Here is an 18854-nt window from a genome sequence, read left to right as displayed (position 1 = left end):
GCAGATGCCGCCCCACATGCCGACAAGGACGGTAACGGTAAATGAAACAACGCAACAGGGTACTGATTCTGCTGGGCCTGGTAGCGCTGGTGCTGGCCTCCTGCACCACACGCGCCGTTTACGAAGGCATCAAGCAGAACCACCTGAACGAATGCAACCAATTGCCCGGCGCGCAACGGGAGGAGTGTCTCGATCACCTCCCTCCCGATTACGAAACGTATCGTAGGCAACATGAAGCGATAACGAGCGATTCGCCATGATGTGGCCACGGTCGAAGCGTGTCGTCAAAGCTCGACCCCTTTCTGCGCCTTGATACCCTGTTCCTTGAAGGCGTGCTTGACGACCCTCATCTCGGTGACGGTATCGGCCAGATCAATCAGCGGCTGGGGGGCGTAGCGGCCGGTCACGACGACGTGCTGCATGTCGGGACGGGCTTCGAGGTCATCGAGCACGCGGTCGAGGTCGAGGTACTCGTAGCGCAGGGCGATGTTGAGTTCATCGAGCAGCACCAGGTTGAAGCTGGGGTCCCGGATCATGCCGAGCGCCACCTCCCAGGCCGCCTCGGCAGCCTGGATGTCGCGCTCACGATTCTGGGTATCCCAGGTAAAGCCCTCTCCCATCACGTGATAGGAGACACCCGGCTGACGACGGAAGAAGGCTTCCTCGCCGGTTTCCCGCCGCCCCTTGATAAATTGGACCACGCCCACCTTCATGCCGTGGCCGAGCGCCCGGGCGAGCATGCCGAAGCCGGAACTGCTCTTCCCCTTGCCCGGACCGGTGAGTACCAGCAGCACGCCCTGCTCCTTGTCGGCGCGGGCGATGCGCGCCTGCATGACGCGCTGCTTGCGTGCCATGCGTTCGGCGTGGCGTTGGGGCTTCTTGGCATTGTCTTGCATCGGCATGCTCTCCTCGGTAACGGTTCAGACCCCCTTGTCGGGATCGTTATCGACGCTGCGGCCATAGGCCGGCCGCGCCACGCGATCGAAGTTGGCGGCCAGTTCGCTCAGGTCGCGACGCATCGCCTCGCCTTTCATGGGAACGCCGTGGCCGGTCATCGCGGTTTCGGGTCCAAGTTCGGCCAGGCGCCTCACGGAGTCGCGAGCGGTATCCCAGTCGGGCGTGAAGTAGCGTGGCGGACCGCTGAGTTCCTGACGCTGGGTCAGGACCTGGTACAGCTCGTCCTGGCGCACGGTGACGAAGGCATCGCCGACGATCAGGGCCCGGTCCGTTTCGCGGAAGAAGGAGACATGGCCGGAACTGTGACCGGGCGTCGGCACCCAGCGCCAGCCCGGCATGGCGGGTACGTTGCCGTCCTCCGGAAGTGCCTGTACTCGCGGGCGCAGGTCGATGGGCTGGGTGGGAAAGAAACGCGACATGCTGGCCACCATGCCGCCTTCCACTTCACTGTCGGGGGCGGGGTAGCGCGCCTCACCGACCAGGTAGGGCATCTCGAGCGGGTGGGCGTAAACCGGCACATCCCAATGCTCGGCCAGCTCCACCGCGGAGCCCACATGATCGAAATGGCCGTGAGTGAGCAGGATCGCCCGGGGGCGGGCCTCGTTGCCGAAACGGCGCACGGCCGCCTCGAGGAGGGTGTTCTTCTCGTGAGGCAGCCCGGCGTCTACCAAGACCCAGTCCTCGTTGCTCTCGGGATCGCCGACGAAATAGACATTGACGATCTTGACGGTCAGGCCCATGACGTCCGGCAGAATATCGTAGAGCGTACCGCTCTTGGTGGACGTCATGGGAACATGCACGTTGCTCAGCGTGTCACGCGTCATGATGAGACCTCCCTGGTTTCGACTTCCTTGAGACAAACCGGCGTGGCGTAATGCCCCACCCCCATGCTGCCTGTCTGTCAGGGAGTCTAGTCGGCCGAGCGGCGAGCTTGCGTACCCGCATGTCATAACCCGCCGCCCCGAGGGGGTCCGCCACCGTCAATGATGCCGAGGGAATGTAGCCGGAGCCCGGCGCGGCAACCTGGGGGAGGCATGGGCTTCGCCGCGAATCGTCGTGGCAATCATGTCACCTCACGGGAACGAAAACGGGAGCACCGCCGATCTCCGCCGTGGCCAGGCGCTGGCCGTAGAGCCGCTCCAGGGCGGCGGGCACCAGCAAGGCGTCGCTTGGCCCCCAGCACGCCTCGCCATCGGGATAGAGCAGCAGCAAGTGGTCGCACCAGCGCGACGCCAGATTGAGGTCGTGCAGGCACATCATCACCGCCCTGCCTTCGGCGGCCTGTTCAGCCAACAGCGCCATCACCTCGGTCTGGTGGTGCAGATCCAGATGGTTGGTCGGTTCGTCGGCGAGCCATAGCGCCGGCGCCTGGGTCAGCACCGTGGCGATGGCGACACGCTGGCGTTCGCCGCCGGAAAGCGTGCTCACCAGACGATCCGCCAAGTGGGCCACGTCGAGGCGTTCGAGCGCCGCCTGGGCTAGACGCAAGTCCTCACCTCCCTCCATGCGCCATGGCGAAAGATAGGGGTGACGGCCAATCAGCGCCGTCTCCAATACCGTGGCCGGGAAACCGTCCTGGCGCTCCTGGAAGACCAGGCCGAGATGCTGGGCCACCTGGCGGCGCTTGAGCGTCGCCAAGGGCCTGCCATCGAGCCTGATCTCACCGGCACGCGGCGCTCGCAGCCCGGCCAGCGTATGCAGCAACGTGGTCTTCCCCGCGCCATTGGGTCCCAGCACGCCCCATACCTGCCCCGGTTCGACGCTGAGCGACAGCGGGCGACCGTCGCGGCGCCCCGGCACGTCGACCACCAGCTCGCTGATCTCGAGGCGATTCATCAGCGGCTCCGGTACAGCAGGAAAAGGAAGGTGGGCACGCCGAGCAGCGCCGTGATCACCCCCACCGGCAGCTGTTCCGGCGCGATCAGGGTACGCGCCAAGGTATCGGCCAGCACCAGCAGGATGCCGCCGGCCAGAGCACAGGCCGGCAAGATCAGGCGCTGGTCGTTGCCCAGTACCAGGCGCAGCATGTGCGGCACCACCAGACCGACGAAGCCGATGCTGCCGGCGGTAGTCACCGCCATCGCGGTGAGCACGCTGGCGGTAAGATAGATCGTCCACTCCAGCGGGCGCACGTTGATGCCCAGCGCTGCGGCTTGCAACGGCCCGCGGGCCAGCACATTGAGGCTGCGTCCTAGCGGGGCCAGCAGCAGACAGATGAGCAGCAGCAGCGCCAGCGGCGGCCAGGGGGAGCGCGCATAGGAGAGATCTCCCATCAGCCAGTAGAGCATGCCGGGCAGGCGTTCGGCGGGGCTTATTGCCAGCATCAGCGTGATCACCGCGCCCCAGCCGGCGGCCACCACCACGCCGGTGAGCAGCAGGCGGGATGGCGTCCAGCTGCCGGTGCCGTGGGCCAGGCCAAAAACCAGCAGCGTCGAGAGGAAAGCCCCGGCGAAAGCCGAGCCGCTGATCACCGCCCCGCCCAACCCGGCAAGCATCGCCGCCAGCGCCCCCACCGAGGCGCCACCGGAGAGACCCAGCACGTAGGGATCGGCCAGCGGATTGCGCAGTAGCACCTGCATCAGCGCCCCCGCCATAGCCAGCAGCCCGCCAGTGGCGAAGGCCGACAGGGCGCGAGGAACGCGCAGCTCCAGGATCAACGTGCGCGCCAGGGGACTGCCCTCGCCTCGCATCACTGCCCACACGTCACCGGGCGAGAGCGAGGCACTGCCCAACGTGACCGACAGCAGCAGCGCCGCCAGGCCCAGCAGCGCGAACGCCGCTAACGGTGGCCACAGCGAACGTCGGCCCGGCATCGCCAACACCTCAGCGCTGCTCGCGGGCATCGTCGAGCCTCTCGCAGAAGAGCCGGCTGCCTTCCAGCAGCCTCGGCGTAGGACGCTGGATCAACGACGGCGGCACGAAATAGAGGTTGTCGCGACGCACCGCCGTCAGTTCCGGATACTGCTGCCAGTGGGTGAGCCAGTCGCGATTCTCCTCGCCCATGCCACCGGCCAGTATCGCCTCAGGATCGGCTTCCAGCACCGCCTCGTCGCCGATGCGCGGCACCAGCCGCGACAGCTCGCCGAAGACGTTGATGCCGCCACAAAGGGTCAGTACCTTGCCGATCAGGTGTTCATCATTGACGGTCATCAGCGGCTCGTCCCACACCTGATAGAATACCGGCACCGGCTCGGCATCGGCATAGCGCTCGGCCAGCGCCGCCATGCCCTGGCGAAACTCGGCAGCGACCTGGTCACCCTCCTCGCGGGTACCCGCCAGCAGCGCCAGCCGTTCAATGGCGCTGGAAACGCCCTCGAAGTCCCGCGGTTCGATATAGAACACCGGCACGCCCAGCGCCTCGATGGTCTCGAGCTGCTCGGGCGGATTGCCGGTCACCCAACCGATCACCAGGTCAGGGGTCCGCGTCACCAGGGTTTCCAGATCCATGCGGGTGTGGCTGCCCACCGACGGCACGTCCCTGGCCTCGGGCGGATAATCGCTGAAGGCCACCACCGCGACCACCTTCTCCCCCGCCCCGGCGGCGTAGACCAGCTCGGTGGCACCGGGCGAGAGCGCCGCAATGCGCTCGGCAGGCTGGTCGAGACACACCTCGCGGTCGTGATCGTCGATGGCGCAGATCGCATCGGCATGCGCCTCGCCGGCCACCGGCCCCGACAGGGTCAGCGCCAGCAAGGCGCAGGAAAATGCAGCGGGGCCAAGGGCCCCGCCGAATCGACCCTTACCGGCCGAAGTGGACACTGACGAAGGCCGCACGGCCGGCGTTGAGGTAGTCACGGGAAGTCTCGTACTCCTTGTCCAGGGCGTTCTCCACCGTCAGGCGGGCCGACCACAGCGGGGCGAACTGCCAGCCGGCACGCAGGTTGAGCAGCCCGAAGCCGCCGATTCGATCTTCGTTCGCGGCATCATCGTAGCGATGCCCCTGAACGATCCAGGAGCCGCCCAGCGACCACTCGCCCAGCTCGCGATCCACGTCGAAACGTGCGCTCTGACTGGCTCGGCGCTGGATACGATTGCCCGCATTGGCACCGCTTCGATTTTCCGGATCGATCCAGGTCAGGGCCGTCTGCAAGGTCCAGTGCTGGAGTTCGATACCGGTAGCGAGCTCGATACCTCGAATACGGGCCTCGTTGACGTTCATTGGGGTCCAGCGAAACGGGTCGGCAGGGTCGGGCGTCCAGGCGATGAGATCATCGATATCGCTCTGGTAAACGGCCAGATCCCAGAAGCCGCTGCGATACTGGCCTCTGGCACCCAGCTCGAAAGTGCGGGAAGTTTCGGCATCGACGTCCGGATTGCCCTCGCTGCCCCACTCGTCCCGGTAGTAGAGATCATTGAACGTGGGGGCACGGAAGGCAGTGCCGTAACTGGCGCGGAGCGTATGTCGAGCATCGAGCTCGAACCCCAGTGCGATGCCCCCGGTCAGTTCCCGGCCAAAGGCTTCGTTGTCATCGTGACGCAAACTCGTCTGGATGGAGAAGGGACTGAAGTCGAGCAGCGCCTGGGCATACACGGCGACATTGTCGCGGCTTTCCTCGACGAATTCGTCGGTCGCCTCGATGGCATCATGCATGTATTCGGAGCCTACCACCAGCTGATGGGGGCCGAAATCCAGGGTATTGTCCCAGCGAGCCGCCCGGCTACGCGTGTCGAAAAGGCTGGTGCCGGTGGTGTAGCTCGTATCCTGCTCATCGCGGGATTCACTCAGTGTGAGACGGCTACGCCAAGTGTCGGTGAAGGGGATTTCCCCATAGATACCTGCGACTTGTTGGACGAAGTCCGTATCGGACGGCGCCCCGAAGCGATCGAACTCCGTGTTGCCACGGGCACGCAAGGCCAGCACGCCTACTTCCGCATCATTTTCGAAAGTATGGGCAATACGAGCCAACACTGACGTATTGTCATACCCCATGTCTTCGCCACCGCGGCGCACAGGCTCGCCATCGGTAGCGAAATGACTGGCGGCGAAGCTGTAGCGCGTGCCACCGTTGGTACCGGAAAGCGTGGTGCTCACCCGCTTAGTATCGAAGGAGCCGCCGCCAAGAGAAATCGTCGGTTGCGGGTCGCCCTCCTGAGCCTCGTGGGTAAGGAGCTGCACCACGCCGCCCACGGCATCGGCGCCGTACAGGCTGCCGCGCGGACCGCGCACGATCTCGGCGCGTTGGAACATGCGCGGGTCGAGGAACTGCCAGGCCGCGCCACCCGCCGTCGCCGAGCGCAGGCGAATGCCGTCGATCATCAGCAGTGTCGACTCGTTTCCGGTACCACGCAGATAAACGCTGCTGTTCTTGCCGAAACTACCGTTAGTGGTGACATCCACCCCCGGCTGGCCGCGCAGCAGATCGGTAATGCTGGCGGGGTCCTGGCGGCGCAGGGTGGCCTCGTCGAGAACGGTAACGGAAGAGAGGGTTTCCTCGGCGGTGCGCGGCGCCAGGGTGGCGGTGACTACCAGCGGGTTGAGGGCGACGGTATCGACGTTCTCGCTGGCCGTGGTCTGGGCCTGAATGGCCAGGGGAAGGGCTGCCAGGCCGAAGAGGGCCAGCCCCTGCGCGGCTGAGTAATGCTTGGTTTTCATTCTGATTCCCTTGCTCGCCGTGCCTACCCGCACGGTCTCTATACGAAACCGGGTCGGCTTGAAGGGATCGAGGAAGGGAGAGGGTAACAGCGGCTTCTGCCCTGCCTCCGGTCGCCCACCGCAACCCGGCATGGTCTCTCGGCCGGTCTCCGGGCTTACGAGCGAAGCGATGGCTGACAGCAGCCGCTTCGGGAACGTCGCCTTCCCATGCCAGGCACAGTGGCGTATGACGGACCCAGACTCGATCACCGTTGCGGGGGCAGCGTCGGGTTCTTCCACGTGGAATCACCGACTTCCCGTTTAACCTCGTAGATCACCGCAGCGACAATGCAGCAAGGCATTGCACGGCAGTTCCTTGAATGAGGCACCTGAGAGTGGGCATAAACTAGCAATCCCCATGCTGGGCGTCAACGTATCGTTGCGCTCAGTTTTAAACAGATCAATAACTTAGCGACCTGCACAAGCCGTTCCGGACGTACCATACCCGCTCGCAGCGCGACGCGGCATCCTGGGCGAGCCAACCGTTGAGGTCGCGCAGACGCCGCGCCTCGGGGGCGAACGGCACGATACCTCGCCCCATCTCGAGCAGGATCAGCACGGCCTCACCGCCCTGCTCGGCTTCCCAGGCTCGTAGCGCGTCGAGCTCGATGGCCATGATGTCGCGCAGCCTGTCGTCGTCGAGCTCTGCAGTGAGCCGAGCGGCGATCCAGCGCTCCCACCCTTCCAGCACCAGACACTGCGACGAGGCGGCAGCCATGCGCCATGTCTCGAGCCGACAGTCATGGTAGGCCGAGTGCCAGCAGGGGGAATCGAAGCGCTGCCTTACGACACCGCGCTTGCCGGCGCAGGTACCGCCGAGGAAGAGCTGCATTGCCAAGGCTCCCCGTCATGAGTGAAGAGGAATCGGCGCCCTTCGGCTTGGCTGACGCCGCCTTCCCAGAAGCCGATGGCCTCGAAGCGCCGGCGCAGCTCGCGAATCACGCCGCCGTGGGTGACGACCAGGGCGCGGTGCTGGCCATGCGGAGAGCAGCCGGCCAACAGTTCGGCAAACCAGGCCTCGAGCCGCTGGCGCAGCTCGGCGGTGGACTCCCCTCCTGGCGGGGCCTGCTCGCCCGCGCTGTCGATCCAGACACGATAGGCCTCAAGGTCCTTGAGCTCTTCGTAGGTTCGCCCCTCGTAATCGCCGAAGTCGAGTTCGCGCAAGCGCGAATCGAAGTGCGTCGGCCAGGCCCGCTCGCGCCCTTCGATCACATGCGCCAGGGTCTGCCGGCAGCGGATCAAATCGCTGCAGTGCACGGCATCGAAGGCCTGCGCTTCCAGCGCCTCGCGTAGCCGGTCGAGGCCCGGCAAGGCATCCGGCAGCAGCAGCGGGACGTCGCGCTGCCCCTGGTAGCGGCATTCGCGATTCCACTGTGTCAGCCCATGACGAACCACCACCAGCTCCAGGCGACCAGCAGCCATAGCTCTCCTCCCTCGATTGCGGTTCCGACGATATCGCCGTTGATGCCCTTGAAGGCGCGCAGCATGCCCCAAGCATAGAGCGCAAGAAACGGCGCCAGGGCAAGGCACAGCCACACTCCGCCCGGCACCAGCGCGGCCAGCGGCAGCAGCGGCAGTGCCGCAAGCCAGAGATCGAGCGATGCGAGATCGCGCTTCCAGCTCGCCGCCATGCCTTCCGCGTGGGCCGCCGGCGCCAGCACCAGCAGCGTGACCGCTGCCAGACGCCCCAAGGCGAGCACCGCCACCAACATGACCAAGCTCACCCCGGCTTCCAGCAAAGTGAACAGCAGCGCGGCCTTCCACAGCAGCAGGAAAAACAGCGCCAGGATGCCGAAGCTGCCCACGTGGGGGTCCTTCATGATCTCCCAGCGCGTCTCCAGCGGCGCGTTGCTGCCCAGGGCATCGGCCACGTCCATCAGGCCGTCCAGGTGCAGCCCCCCGGAGAGTGCCACCCACAGCGTGAGCAGTATCAGCGCCAGCAACGGTGCAGGCAGAGTGCCTTCGAGCAACGCGGCCACAGCGGCTAGCAGGCCACCGAGCAGCATGCCCACCAGCGGATAGCAGCGTATCGCCCAACGCCGGGTGGCCGGCGTCCAGGGGCAGGCGAGCGGCAGCGGCAAACGGGTCAGGAATTGCAGCGCCAACGCCAGACCGTAGACGGCATCTCTCATGCCCCCTCCCCTCCCCGACCTTTCCATACCTGCGGCAGGCCGGCCACGACCTGCACCACTTCGTCCGCTTCATGCGCCACCAGGCGATGGACTCGCTGCAGGAAGGCAAGATAGCGCCACACTTCGGCATCCTCGGGGGGCATGCCTTCATTGACGTCGTTGGAGACGATCACCAGCGCGACATCGCGCCGCCTGGCCTCGCTCAGCATCCGTTCGACCATGGCGATGCCCTGCGCTTCACTGAGCGGGCTGGCATACAGCAGTTGGCTGGCCCACAGCGTCAGGCAATCGAGCAGCAGCGTGCTGCCAGGCGCTACACGGTCGAGGGCGGCCAGCAAATCGAACGGCTCCTCGAGCGTAATCCAACCCTCACCGCGAGAGCGTCGGTGCCGCTCGATGCGAGCCTGCATTTCCGCGTCATCGCCGCCCCTTGCTGTTGCCAAGTAATAGCGTGCTCCACCCCGCTCGGTCTGCCAGCGCCGCGCCAAGGCCTCGGCATGGGTACTCTTGCCGGAACGCGCCCCGCCGCTGACGAAGGCGATCACGGCGTTCTCCAACGGACCACGGCCTCGATCAGTTCGGCATTTTCCTGACGTGAACGCACCGCCACCCGCAGCCAGGCGCCATCGAGGCCCATGAAGCCGTGGGTATGGCGCGCCAGGATGCCACAGCGAGCCAGATGCTCCAGCAGCGCCGGCATCGTCCCGCTCCGGCGATCCTGGAACAGCAGGAAATTGGCCCGCGAAGGCACGACTCGTAGGCCCTGCGACTCGAGTTCGCCCTGCAGCCAGGGACGCTCGGCAGCGAGCCAGCCCTGGGTGCGCTGCAGGTAGTCGCTATCCTCGAGCAATGGCTCGGCCAGCGCCGCCGCCGGGGCGTTGACGCTCCACGGCAGCTGAAGCCTAGCGATTTGCTCGACCACAGAGCCCTCACCCATCACGTAGCCGAGCCGCAGGCCGGGTATGGCGTAGAGCTTGGTCATCGAGCGCAGTAGCAGCAGGTTGGCGTAGCGGGCCAACAGCGGCGTCAGCCGCTCGTCGGGGGTGACGAAATCGATGAAGGCCTCGTCCACCACCAGGGTAGTGCCGCGCCGCTGCCCCACCGCCAGCATGCGCTCGATCAGATCGAACGCGATGAGCGTACCCGTCGGGTTGTTGGGCCGACACAGGAACACCGCATCGGCCTCACGCATGGCATCGAGGGCACGCGACCCGTTCAACTCGAAGCTCTCCCCCTCCAGCCCAAGATGCCGTACGGCGATGCCGTAGTGGCGGCAGGCTCGCTCGTATTCGCAGAAGGTCGGCTGAACGACGACGGCCCTGCATGCGCCGCGCTTGGCCAGCAGCGCCGCTGCCAGGAAGATCGCCTCGGCCCCGCCGTTGGTCAGCCGTATCTGCCCGGGAGCGAGCCCTTCGGTTCGGGCAATGGCCTGCCTGGCAGCCGTGTAGTCCGGGTCGGGATAGACGGCGAGTTCCGCCAGGCTGGCGGCGAGGCGCTCCGGCAGCCACGAGGGCGGCCCCAGCGGGTTGAGATTGGCGCTGAAGTCGATGACGCAACGCTTGGCCGCCAGGCCAAAGCGCGGCAATAGCTGCTCCGGGCGGCCGCCGTGGCTCGGCCAGTCGCTCAGGTTCTCGTTCGCATCGCTCATGGTCCTGCTCATAGTACGGCTTACGGTACGGCGCATCGCATCGTTCATACCCAGGCTCTCCACGCCAGAGTGAGCCCCGCCATCAGCAGGAAAAAGACACTCCAGGCGCCGTGCATATGGCTCACGGCACGCTGGATATGGACGACTCGTAGCGGCTCGCGAGGCTCGCCCATCCGCGCCCGCTCCGATACCTGCCCAGCGTAATGATTGTCGCCGCCGAGCTGCACGCCGAGCAGGTGCGCCATCATCGCCTCGGGCCAGCCGGCGTTGGGGCTGGGGTGGCACGGCGCATCGTGCCAGGTACCGGTCGGAGCACCCCGGGTGCGCGCCGCCGGCAATGCCAGGGCAGCCAGCCACATGGTCAGCGCAGTCAAGCGCGCCGGCACCCAGTTGACCAGGTCGTCGAACTTGGCCGAGGCGTAGCCGAAGTCGGCATAGCGCTCGCTGCGATGACCGACCATGGAATCGAGGGTATTCGCCGCCTTATAGGCCAATGCCAGCGGCGCCCCGCCGAGCAGCGCCCAGAACAGCGGCGCGGTGATGCCGTCGACTGTATTTTCGGCCACGGTCTCCACCGTGGCGCGGGTAACGCCGGCCTCATCGAGGGTGTCGGTGTCGCGACCCACGATCATCGCAACGGCCCGGCGTGCCGCGTCGAGATCACCCTGTGCCAAGGGTTTTGCCACGGCCAGCGCGGCATCCCGCAGCCCGCTGATGGCAAGAGCGCTGGCCAGCAGCAGCAGCTCGCCCACGAGGCCCAACCAAGGATGCCACCAGGCGAGCAATGCCAACAGTGCCCAGGTTGCCGAGAAAACCACCGTCACCACGCAGCCAGTCAACAGGAACCCCTTGAGCCGCCGGGCGCGCGGCGAGCCTCGGTTCCAGCGGCATTCCAGCGCGCCGATCAACCGCCCCATGGCGACCACCGGGTGCGGAAGCCAGTGCGGGTCGCCGATGAGCAGATCCAGCAGGATGGCGGCGAAAAGCAGCCCAGCAAGCAGGGGGCTCAGGGGCTCGACGCTCATTCAGCCTTACCACCGGGGGCCACGCCGGCCGAATCGAAGGTGGCCATTTCGCTCAGCATGCGGCATGCCGCCTCCAGCAGCGGAAACGCCAGAGCGGCCCCGGTCCCCTCACCTAGCCGCAGTTGCAAATCGAGCAGCGGCTCGGCATCGAGCAGCTCGAGCGCTACGTCGTGCCCGGGCTCACAGGAGCGATGGCCGAAGATCAGGTAGCCGCGCAACGCGGGCGCAAGCCGGCAGGCCACCAGCGCCGCCACGGTGGCAATGAAGCCATCGACCAGGATCGGCATGCGCCGGGCCGCCGCACTCAGGTAGGCACCGACCATGGCGGCAATCTCCAGCCCGCCGAGCTTGGCCAACAGTTCGAGCGGCCGAGAAGGATCCACGCCGCGGGCCGCCAATGCACCTTCGATCACCTCGGCCTTGTGGGCCAGCCGCTCGGGGGCGATACCCGTGCCCTGGCCCACCAGGCGACTCGCCGGCTGCCCGCTCAGCGCCGCCAGCAAGGCGCTGCTGGGGGTGGTGTTGGCGATGCCCATCTCGCCGACGATCAGACAGCGGCAGCCGGCAGCGTGGCTGCGTGCAACGGCGCGTATGCCTACCTCGATGGCGCGTTCGGCCTCGGCCAGGCGCATGGCGTCCTCGCGGGCGAAGTTGGCGGTGCCGGGGCGCACCTTGTCGATGACCACACCGTCGCCCGCGACAGCGCTCTTCACGCCCACGTCGACGACCTCGAGCCACGCGCCGATCTGGCGGGCAAAGACATTGATGGCGGCACCGCCGGCGGCGAAATTGGCCACCATCTGCGCAGTAACCTCCTGGGGAAAGGCCGACACGCCCTCTTCGGCCACGCCATGGTCGGCGGCGAAGACGATCACCCCGGGCGGGCTCACCGCCGGCCCAACGCTGCCGCTCATGCCGGCCAACGACTTGGCCAGTGCCTCGAGACGCCCCAGACTGCCGGGGGGCTTGGTGAGGTTGTCGAGGCGTGCCTGCACGGCGGTAGCGAGAGCGTCATCGACCGGTACGATGGCGGCCAGGGTATCGTCAAGCATGAGCGTATCCTGATAGGGCGTGGGGCAGCCGCCATCTTAGCAGTCTGGCCCCGTCTGTCACGGCGTCGTTCCGAGTGCCTCCGTCAGTTGGCCGTCCTCGCGAGCCTCACGCGTTTCGTCTTTGCCCCACGCCAGCCGTGCCGAATTCGCCACCACGCTGAACGAACTGGCTGCCATTGCCAATACCGCCACCAGGGGGGGAATCGGCATGGCCACCGCCAGGCCCAGCGCCAGCAGGTTGTAAATTCCAGAGAGCAGCAGGTTCTGACGCATTACGCGACGGGTACGCCTTGCCAGGTCCAGAGCGTTCTCGACACCCGACACACCCGGCCTCATCAGCGCCACGCTGGCTCCCTCCTGTACCGTCGAACTGGCACCCAGCGGTGCCACGCCCACGCTGGCGGTCGCCAGCCCCAACATGTCGTTGAGCCCATCGCCGACGTAGAGCGATGGCTGCGGCATGGCCGCGAGCAGCTGTGCCTTGGCCTCCGGGCTGCGTCCGGCGTAGCACTCTGCGGGGCGTAGCCCGACCGCCTCACCCAGCCGACGCACCGCCCGGGCCCTGTCGCCACTGATCAGGGCCAGCACGAGCCCCTGCCGGCGCAGCCTGGCCAGGATCGCGGCGGTGCCGGGCAGTGCCGCCTCGCTCAGGCGGAAATGCCCGATCCAGCTCCCGTCGCAGGCCAGCAGGACTTCACTTTCGGCCGAATCTTCCTGGCCATCGACGTCGATGCCCTGCTCGCCCAGCCAGGCGCGGCTACCCAGCAGCAGCCGGCGACCGTCTGCCAGGCGCACACGCCGTCCACGCCCGCCGAACTCCTCGCTATCGATCACCTCCGGGGCCTTGTGCTGGCCAGCGTTCCTGGCATACCTGAGCACGGCCCGCGCCAGAGGATGGTCGCTACCCTGAGCGGCACTCGCCACCAGTGCCAGGGTATCCGCTTCGCCGAAGCCGGTGACGGATTGCACGGCATGCACCTCCGGCTCACCGCGGGTCAGGGTACCGGTCTTGTCGAACGCCGCACTGCGAATTCCCGCCAGCGCCTCGAAGACGCTCGGGTCGCGAACGATCACGCCACGCTCCAGCCCCTGCCCGCTTCCCGCCAGGCTCGCCAGGGGAATCGCCAGGCCCACGGCACAGGGACAGGCCACCACCAGCACTGACAGCGCCCTCACCCACGCTTCTTCAGCCGGCATTCCAACCAGCCAGGTCGCGGCAAGAGTCAACAGTGCCAGCACCACGGCCACGGGGCTGAGCCAGCCGGCGAAGCGGTCGGCCAGGCGCTGCAATTCGCCCTTGCGGGCCTGCTGCCACCACATCTGCTCGCGCAGACGGTCCAGGCGGCATTCGCCAGCAGCCGCAGTGACCTCCAGGATTAGCGCCGCACCACGGTTGCGGCAACCCGCCGCTACGGGGTCGCCCGGCAAGCAACGGCGCGGTGCGCTCTCTCCGGTCAGCGGCGAAAGGTCGAGCAGGGCTTCGTCGTCGCACAGGGTGCCATCCAGCGGCAGCGCTTCACCGCCCTCGACGCGCACCCGGTCACCCACCGCCACCACCTCCAGGGGGCACGTGCGCCACCCCCCCTGTTCCCAGCGCTGAACTTCGGCGGGTGGCTCGTGCAGCGCCTTCAGCGCGCGCAGCCCCCGATGTCGACACAAGGTTTCCACAAGTCGGCCGACCAACAGCAGCGAGACCAGCATGACCGCTGTATCGAAATAGACTTCCGGCGAACCCAGCGCGAGCAGCCACAGCGACACGCCTACGGCCGTTAGGGCCCCCAGCGACACCAGGGCGTCCATACCCGGCCGCCATGCCCGCAGCGTACGCCAACCCGCACGGTAAAACGGCAACGCCACGTAGCTGACCACAGGCAGGGCAAAGGCCCCTGACACCCAGGCCATGACCAGATCGAGGCGGGGGCTGGGCATGGCGCCCGCGTAGATCAGCAGCGAGGCGATCATGGCCCACATGCCGAAGGCGACGGCCGTCAGCAGCCGCAGGGTGAGATAGCGACTTTCGGCGTCGAGCCGCGCTTCGGCATCGGCTACCGCCTCGGGCGGCCCGAGGCGATAGCCGAGACGGCGTACGGCAGCCGCCAGTCGGGGCTCGTCGAGGGCCTCCGGCTCACCTTCCACCAGCAAGGTGGCGCTGGGGTAATGCACGCTGGCGGCGCCAATCCCGGGCAGCCGCATCAATTGGGCCTCAACGGCCAGTGCGCAGCTGGTACACCACAGTCCCTGAACTGAGTAGAGCGCCTCGCCGGTGCGCGAAGAGTCGCGATGGGAAGTTGATGTCATGCCTGAAGCGTAATCGTCATTGAGGAATCAATCAGCATTGGCGATACGCAGATGACGCCATATACTGTATAAAAGCACAGCAAATGGACCCGCCCCATGCCTGGATTCGACCAGAAGCAGCTACGCAAGGGCCGTGGCGCTACCTACAACCCCGACAACCGCTTCGCTCCTACTCATAGCCAAACGGAGGACGATGGCTGGTGGCAAGAGGAGATGCCAACGCGGCTGGCCACGATCGTCAGCGACGAGCAGGCACGCAGTGCACTCTCCTGGAACGACTCGCCCGATCTCGCTTTCGACCGCTCGCTCAACCCTTACCGCGGCTGTGAGCATGGCTGCATCTACTGTTATGCACGGCCCAGCCACGCTTACTGGGACCTGTCGCCGGGCATCGACTTCGAGACCCGTCTGATCGCCCGTAGCGGCCTGGTCGATCGGCTACGCGAGGAGTTCTGCAAGCGCAGCTACGTATGCCGGCCCATCGCGCTTTCCGGCAACACCGACTGCTACCAGCCGCTGGAAGCGGAGCGCGGCAGCACCCGAGAGATACTCGCCTTCCTGCTCGAGTGCCGCCATCCGGTTTCCCTCATTACCAAGAGCGCCCTGATTCTGCGCGACCTGGACCTGCTCACCGAGTTGGCCCGACAACGCCTGGCCAGGGTATCGATCAGCCTCACCAGCCTGGATACCGAGCTCAAGCGTAGCCTGGAGCCGCGCACCGCCTCGCCTGCCGCGCGCCTGCGTACCATCGAGCAGCTGAAAAAAGCCGGTATACCGGTGGGTGTCATGGTCGCGCCGGTCATCCCGGGCTTAACCGACCACGAGCTGGAGCGCCTGCTCGAGGCGGCCCGCGACGCCGGGGCGGAATCAGCCGGATGGACGCTGCTGCGCCTGCCACGCGAGGTGGCACCGCTGTTCGAGGATTGGCTGCAGGCACACTACCCGGAGCGGGCCGGCAAAGTAATGAGCCTGGTGCGCCAGTGTCGCAGCGGCGCCGATTACGACAGCCACTTCGGCAAGCGCATGCGCGGCGAGGGTATCTTCGCTCAGCTCATCGCCCAGCGATTCGACAAGGCCTGCCGGCGCCTGGGGCTCAACGACCCGGGAAAGCGCGAAGCGCGCCAGCTCGACACCACGGCGTTCCGGCCGCCCCGGGCTCAGGGCGACCTGTTCGCCTGAACCGGGGGCGGTCCCTGCGGAAGGGAAGCAGCCCGAGGGCGTGTCAGGAAAGGCGCCGCAGGTCCTCGATGACGGTGCCGCTCTCCTGCACTTCGGCCTCGTGTCCCGCCTCGCGCCACGGTTCGTCCAGCGCCGCCTGGCACCACTGCTGCATGGCGGGTAGCGCCAGTAGCCGTTCGACGTATGCTATCGAGGGTGCACCGAGTTCGAGCCCGAAGCTCTGCACGCGGAACGCCACCGGGGCGAAGAAGGCGTCCACCGCAGTGAACGTCTCCCCCGCCAGGAAAGGACCGCCGAAGCGCTCAAGGCCCTGCTGCCAGAGTTCGTCGAGGCGGGCCAGGTTGTGCGCCAGGGCGTCCGGTATCGCGTGCAACCGCACCCTGACCCCACAGTTCATCGGGCACAGGCTGCGCAGCGGAGAGAAGCCGGCATGCATCTCGCTGCCGGCGCAGCGCGCCCAGGCTCGCGCCTCGTCATCGGTGGGCCAAATGCCGGCGTGACGCTCGGCCAGGTATTCGACGATCGCCAGTGACTCCCATACGACGCGCTCGCCATCTTCCAGACAGGGCACCAGCCCGGAGGGGGAGAAAGTACGAAAGGAGCTCCAGTTCGAGTCGGACTCGAAGGGGGTCAGGCACTCCTCGAAGGGGATATCCAGCTGGCGCATCAGCACCCAGGGGCGTAACGACCAGGAAGAGTAGTTCTTGTTGGCAATATGGAGGCGATACATGTCTGGATCCGTCTCAGAAAGCGCAATGACAGCATAGTCTGCCAAGACTCCTCACTGCGACACGCACTGAAGCCTCAGGATACGGCGATCTCGTAGCCGGTAAACTTGCGCAGGTTGATCACCCCCGTATCGAGGATCAGGTACTGCCCCTTGAGGCCCAGCAACGTGCCGGCCACTTCGGGCTGCTTGTCGAAGTTGTGCGAAACGATCTTGCGGGGAAACTCCAGCACCGGGTAATCGAAGCTGACCGGGGCCTCGTTCAGCACGCGAATGGTATCGACACCGAAACGCTCACGCAGCCGGGCGAGCCCACCCTCGAGCCGGGTCAACAACCTGCTGCGCTCCGCTGCCAGGTCGAGCGGCTCGACCTCACCCTTGAGCATGGCGCGCCAGTTGGTGCGGTCGGCCACTTCTTCTTTGAACAACACCTCGACCAGGCCGGACTGCAGGCGGGTCTCCACCACCAGGATCGGTAGCGCCTGAATCGCACCCTGATCGAGCCAGCGCGTGGGCACCTGGGTCCCCCGCGTGATGCCGACCTTGAGGCCTGAGGAATTGGCCAGATAGATCACGTGAGGCTGGAAGCAATGGCGCTCGGCCCACTCTGGCTCACGGCAGGTGCCGGCGTCGAAGTGGCAGGTCTCGGGCTTGACGATGCAGGTATCGCACTGGGCCAGCTTCTTGAAACAGGGATAGCAGTAGCCTTGGGCGAAGCTCTTCTTCGTCGCCCGGCCGCAATGGGTGCAAGCGATCGCCCCAGTCCAGGTCAGCCGCAGGGATCGGCCGAGGCGCGCATTGAGATCGAGACGGTGCTCGCCGGCACGCAGCGTGTATTTCACCGGCCCACCCTGCTCACCCGGCATGATGGTCATCTTGCTCAGGCAACCCTGCACGGTGGGCGCAATCTCGATCCGGTCGAATTCCGTTACGGCATCCTCAGTCACGAGTGGCATCCCGAGCCAGGCCTGCCAGTTCGGGCGGCACGTCGCTACCACTGCTGGCGCTGCCGCAGGTACGCTGCTGCAAGTAGCCGACCCGCTGCTCCTCGGGCACGCGGCTCTCCCATTCGTAGCGGATTACCGCTTCCAGACAGAGCTCGGTCTGCTCGGCGGTCAACATGCGTCCATCGGGCCACTTGCGCAGCGCCACCGCCTGCTTGAGGCTCTCGTAGACGGCCGGCGTCATCTGCCGGATCATGCGCTCGAAGGTCATATCGCTCATTGGGAATCTCTCGAAATGGCGGCTCAGGAAGGATGGCGGGCACGGTTCGAATAATACCATCCGAACAGCAACCCCACGACCAACCCGCCCAAATGGGCCTCGTTGGCCACGTTGCCGAAACCCACGGCGGTGGCCATGTCGGTCATGGTAAAGACCATCCAGCCGAGCATGAACACTACCAACATCTGTGGGACGAAGAAGCCGCTCGCGGGCGCGCGGCGGGACATCAGCCAGACGTAGCCGAGCAGCGCGAAGTCGACCCCGGACATGCCCCCGAACAGCACGGTCCCAGTGAGATATTGAGCCAGGTTGGCGCCGATACCGGCCACCACCAGCAAGACCAGCATTCGCCCGCTACCCTGCAGGGCCTCGACCTGGCGGCCGAAATACCATAGCCACATCATATTGAAGATCAGGTGCATCCAGCCGAAGTGCAGGAAGGCCGGCGAGAGCAGGCGCCACACCTGACCCGACGTGACCACCTCGGACAGATTGCCGAAAGCCAGGCCGCCCCCAACGACAGCAACCGGCACGATAGTCAGCATGGCGACCACGACATCGCCCATCACCGCCATCAGGGCGAAGACTGCCAAGGAGACGGCTATGGCAATCGATGTCACCGGTGCCAAGCGGAAGGGAACGGCTAGCGAAGCGCCATCCCGCGGACGCCGGCGCCGCTCCGGCATGATCCGCTCACCGCGCTGCCAGCGAAGCAAGAGCTGCATCATCGCATCGTGCTGCGCGGGATCGGCCAGCCATAACACCTGCCCCTCCTCCTCGTCGGTGAAACGATGCCCGATCCGATGCGCCCATAGCGCGCGGCGCAGCTCACGCGTATCGACTTCGTGAGGAAACAGCATGATACGGTACATGAGCCCTCTCTGAACTAGGGGTTAACGGGCATCTTGCGCTGCGCTCGGGCATTTCTCAACGCCAACGCCCCCGACGGCTGCCGAGCGCGCATAAAAAATCCGGCGGAA

The 18854-nt window shown here is 66.3% G+C and carries 20 protein-coding genes and 1 riboswitch; of the genes, 2 read left to right on the top strand and 18 right to left on the bottom strand.

The genetic code is table 11. The annotated features are described in order from the left end of the window. Positions 1-41: 41 nt before the first annotated feature. Positions 42-260 carry a hypothetical protein gene (locus F0A17_RS00455; RefSeq protein ID WP_223111482.1) on the top strand — a complete coding sequence of 73 codons (219 nt, stop codon included), beginning with the start codon at positions 42-44 and terminating at the stop codon, positions 258-260. A 24-nt stretch (positions 261-284) separates the two neighbouring features. Here F0A17_RS00455 and cobO read toward each other — a convergent pair whose 3' ends face one another. The 14 genes from cobO to F0A17_RS00385 all read right to left on the bottom strand — a co-directional run bounded on the left by cobO (position 285) and on the right by F0A17_RS00385 (position 14744). Beyond that, complete coding sequence (gene cobO, locus F0A17_RS00450; protein ID WP_149326391.1) at positions 285-896, bottom strand: cob(I)yrinic acid a,c-diamide adenosyltransferase; 612 nt, start codon at positions 894-896, stop codon at positions 285-287. A gap of 24 nt (positions 897-920) precedes the next feature. Further along, positions 921-1781 (bottom strand): MBL fold metallo-hydrolase, encoded by an 861-nt coding sequence (locus F0A17_RS00445; RefSeq protein ID WP_149326390.1) that lies wholly within the window; start codon positions 1779-1781, stop codon positions 921-923. A 244-nt stretch (positions 1782-2025) separates the two neighbouring features. Further along, the gene (locus F0A17_RS00440; RefSeq protein WP_149326389.1) at positions 2026-2793 is read right to left on the bottom strand and encodes an ABC transporter ATP-binding protein; all 768 of its coding nucleotides are present in this window, start codon (positions 2791-2793) and stop codon (positions 2026-2028) included. Next, a complete protein-coding gene (locus F0A17_RS00435) occupies positions 2793-3800 on the bottom strand; it encodes a FecCD family ABC transporter permease (protein ID WP_422670307.1) in 1008 nt (335 codons plus the stop codon). The genes F0A17_RS00440 and F0A17_RS00435 overlap by 1 nt, the downstream gene beginning before the upstream one ends. Beyond that, entirely contained in the window at positions 3781-4650 is an 870-nt protein-coding gene (locus F0A17_RS00430; protein ID WP_149326938.1) for a cobalamin-binding protein, read from the bottom strand. Before F0A17_RS00430 ends, F0A17_RS00435 begins: the two co-directional genes overlap by 20 nt. A gap of 46 nt (positions 4651-4696) precedes the next feature. After that, positions 4697-6550, bottom strand: coding sequence for a TonB-dependent receptor domain-containing protein (locus tag F0A17_RS00425; RefSeq protein ID WP_149326388.1), 1854 nt, complete (start codon positions 6548-6550; stop codon positions 4697-4699). Positions 6551-6673: 123 nt separating this feature from the next. Next, positions 6674-6886: riboswitch (cobalamin riboswitch) on the bottom strand. A 103-nt stretch (positions 6887-6989) separates the two neighbouring features. Further along, a complete protein-coding gene (locus F0A17_RS00420; RefSeq protein ID WP_149326387.1) occupies positions 6990-7421 on the bottom strand; it encodes a bifunctional adenosylcobinamide kinase/adenosylcobinamide-phosphate guanylyltransferase in 432 nt (143 codons plus the stop codon). After that, positions 7373-8011, bottom strand: coding sequence for a histidine phosphatase family protein (locus tag F0A17_RS00415; protein ID WP_149326386.1), 639 nt, complete (start codon positions 8009-8011; stop codon positions 7373-7375). The genes F0A17_RS00420 and F0A17_RS00415 overlap by 49 nt, the downstream gene beginning before the upstream one ends. Continuing rightward, the gene (gene cobS / locus F0A17_RS00410) at positions 7966-8721 is read right to left on the bottom strand and encodes an adenosylcobinamide-GDP ribazoletransferase (RefSeq protein ID WP_149326385.1); all 756 of its coding nucleotides are present in this window, start codon (positions 8719-8721) and stop codon (positions 7966-7968) included. The genes F0A17_RS00415 and cobS overlap by 46 nt, the downstream gene beginning before the upstream one ends. Continuing rightward, positions 8718-9266: a bifunctional adenosylcobinamide kinase/adenosylcobinamide-phosphate guanylyltransferase gene (locus tag F0A17_RS00405; RefSeq protein WP_149326384.1), complete on the bottom strand. Its 549-nt coding sequence runs from the start codon at positions 9264-9266 to the stop codon at positions 8718-8720. Before F0A17_RS00405 ends, cobS begins: the two co-directional genes overlap by 4 nt. Beyond that, positions 9263-10369 carry a threonine-phosphate decarboxylase CobD gene (cobD, locus tag F0A17_RS00400; protein ID WP_228716764.1) on the bottom strand — a complete coding sequence of 369 codons (1107 nt, stop codon included), beginning with the start codon at positions 10367-10369 and terminating at the stop codon, positions 9263-9265. The genes F0A17_RS00405 and cobD overlap by 4 nt, the downstream gene beginning before the upstream one ends. A 44-nt stretch (positions 10370-10413) precedes the next feature. Further along, positions 10414-11394, bottom strand: a complete 981-nt coding sequence (gene cbiB, locus F0A17_RS00395; RefSeq protein WP_149326383.1) for an adenosylcobinamide-phosphate synthase CbiB — start codon at positions 11392-11394, stop codon at positions 10414-10416. After that, positions 11391-12446, bottom strand: a complete 1056-nt coding sequence (cobT, locus tag F0A17_RS00390) for a nicotinate-nucleotide--dimethylbenzimidazole phosphoribosyltransferase (RefSeq protein WP_149326382.1) — start codon at positions 12444-12446, stop codon at positions 11391-11393. The genes cbiB and cobT overlap by 4 nt, the downstream gene beginning before the upstream one ends. Before the next feature lie 57 nt (positions 12447-12503). After that, the gene (locus F0A17_RS00385) at positions 12504-14744 is read right to left on the bottom strand and encodes a heavy metal translocating P-type ATPase (protein ID WP_149326381.1); all 2241 of its coding nucleotides are present in this window, start codon (positions 14742-14744) and stop codon (positions 12504-12506) included. Positions 14745-14840: 96 nt separating this feature from the next. Between F0A17_RS00385 and F0A17_RS00380 the strand changes: the two genes are divergently transcribed. After that, positions 14841-15923, top strand: a complete 1083-nt coding sequence (locus F0A17_RS00380; RefSeq protein WP_149326380.1) for a PA0069 family radical SAM protein — start codon at positions 14841-14843, stop codon at positions 15921-15923. 43 nt (positions 15924-15966) lie between these two features. Here F0A17_RS00380 and F0A17_RS00375 read toward each other — a convergent pair whose 3' ends face one another. From F0A17_RS00375 to F0A17_RS00360, 4 genes are all read right to left on the bottom strand, one after another. Then, entirely contained in the window at positions 15967-16653 is a 687-nt protein-coding gene (locus tag F0A17_RS00375; RefSeq protein ID WP_149326379.1) for a glutathione S-transferase family protein, read from the bottom strand. Positions 16654-16727: 74 nt separating this feature from the next. Next, positions 16728-17606: a DUF2797 domain-containing protein gene (locus F0A17_RS00370; RefSeq protein WP_149326378.1), complete on the bottom strand. Its 879-nt coding sequence runs from the start codon at positions 17604-17606 to the stop codon at positions 16728-16730. Then, positions 17590-17874: a YeaC family protein gene (locus F0A17_RS00365; RefSeq protein WP_149326377.1), complete on the bottom strand. Its 285-nt coding sequence runs from the start codon at positions 17872-17874 to the stop codon at positions 17590-17592. Before F0A17_RS00365 ends, F0A17_RS00370 begins: the two co-directional genes overlap by 17 nt. A 23-nt stretch (positions 17875-17897) precedes the next feature. Beyond that, positions 17898-18746, bottom strand: coding sequence for a rhomboid family intramembrane serine protease (locus F0A17_RS00360; RefSeq protein WP_149326376.1), 849 nt, complete (start codon positions 18744-18746; stop codon positions 17898-17900). Between the last annotated feature and the right edge of the window lie 108 nt (positions 18747-18854).

The organism is Billgrantia pellis, assembly GCF_008297955.1.
Taxonomy (GTDB): domain Bacteria; phylum Pseudomonadota; class Gammaproteobacteria; order Pseudomonadales; family Halomonadaceae; genus Halomonas; species Halomonas pellis.
This window is presented reverse-complemented; position numbering and strand designations above follow the sequence as displayed.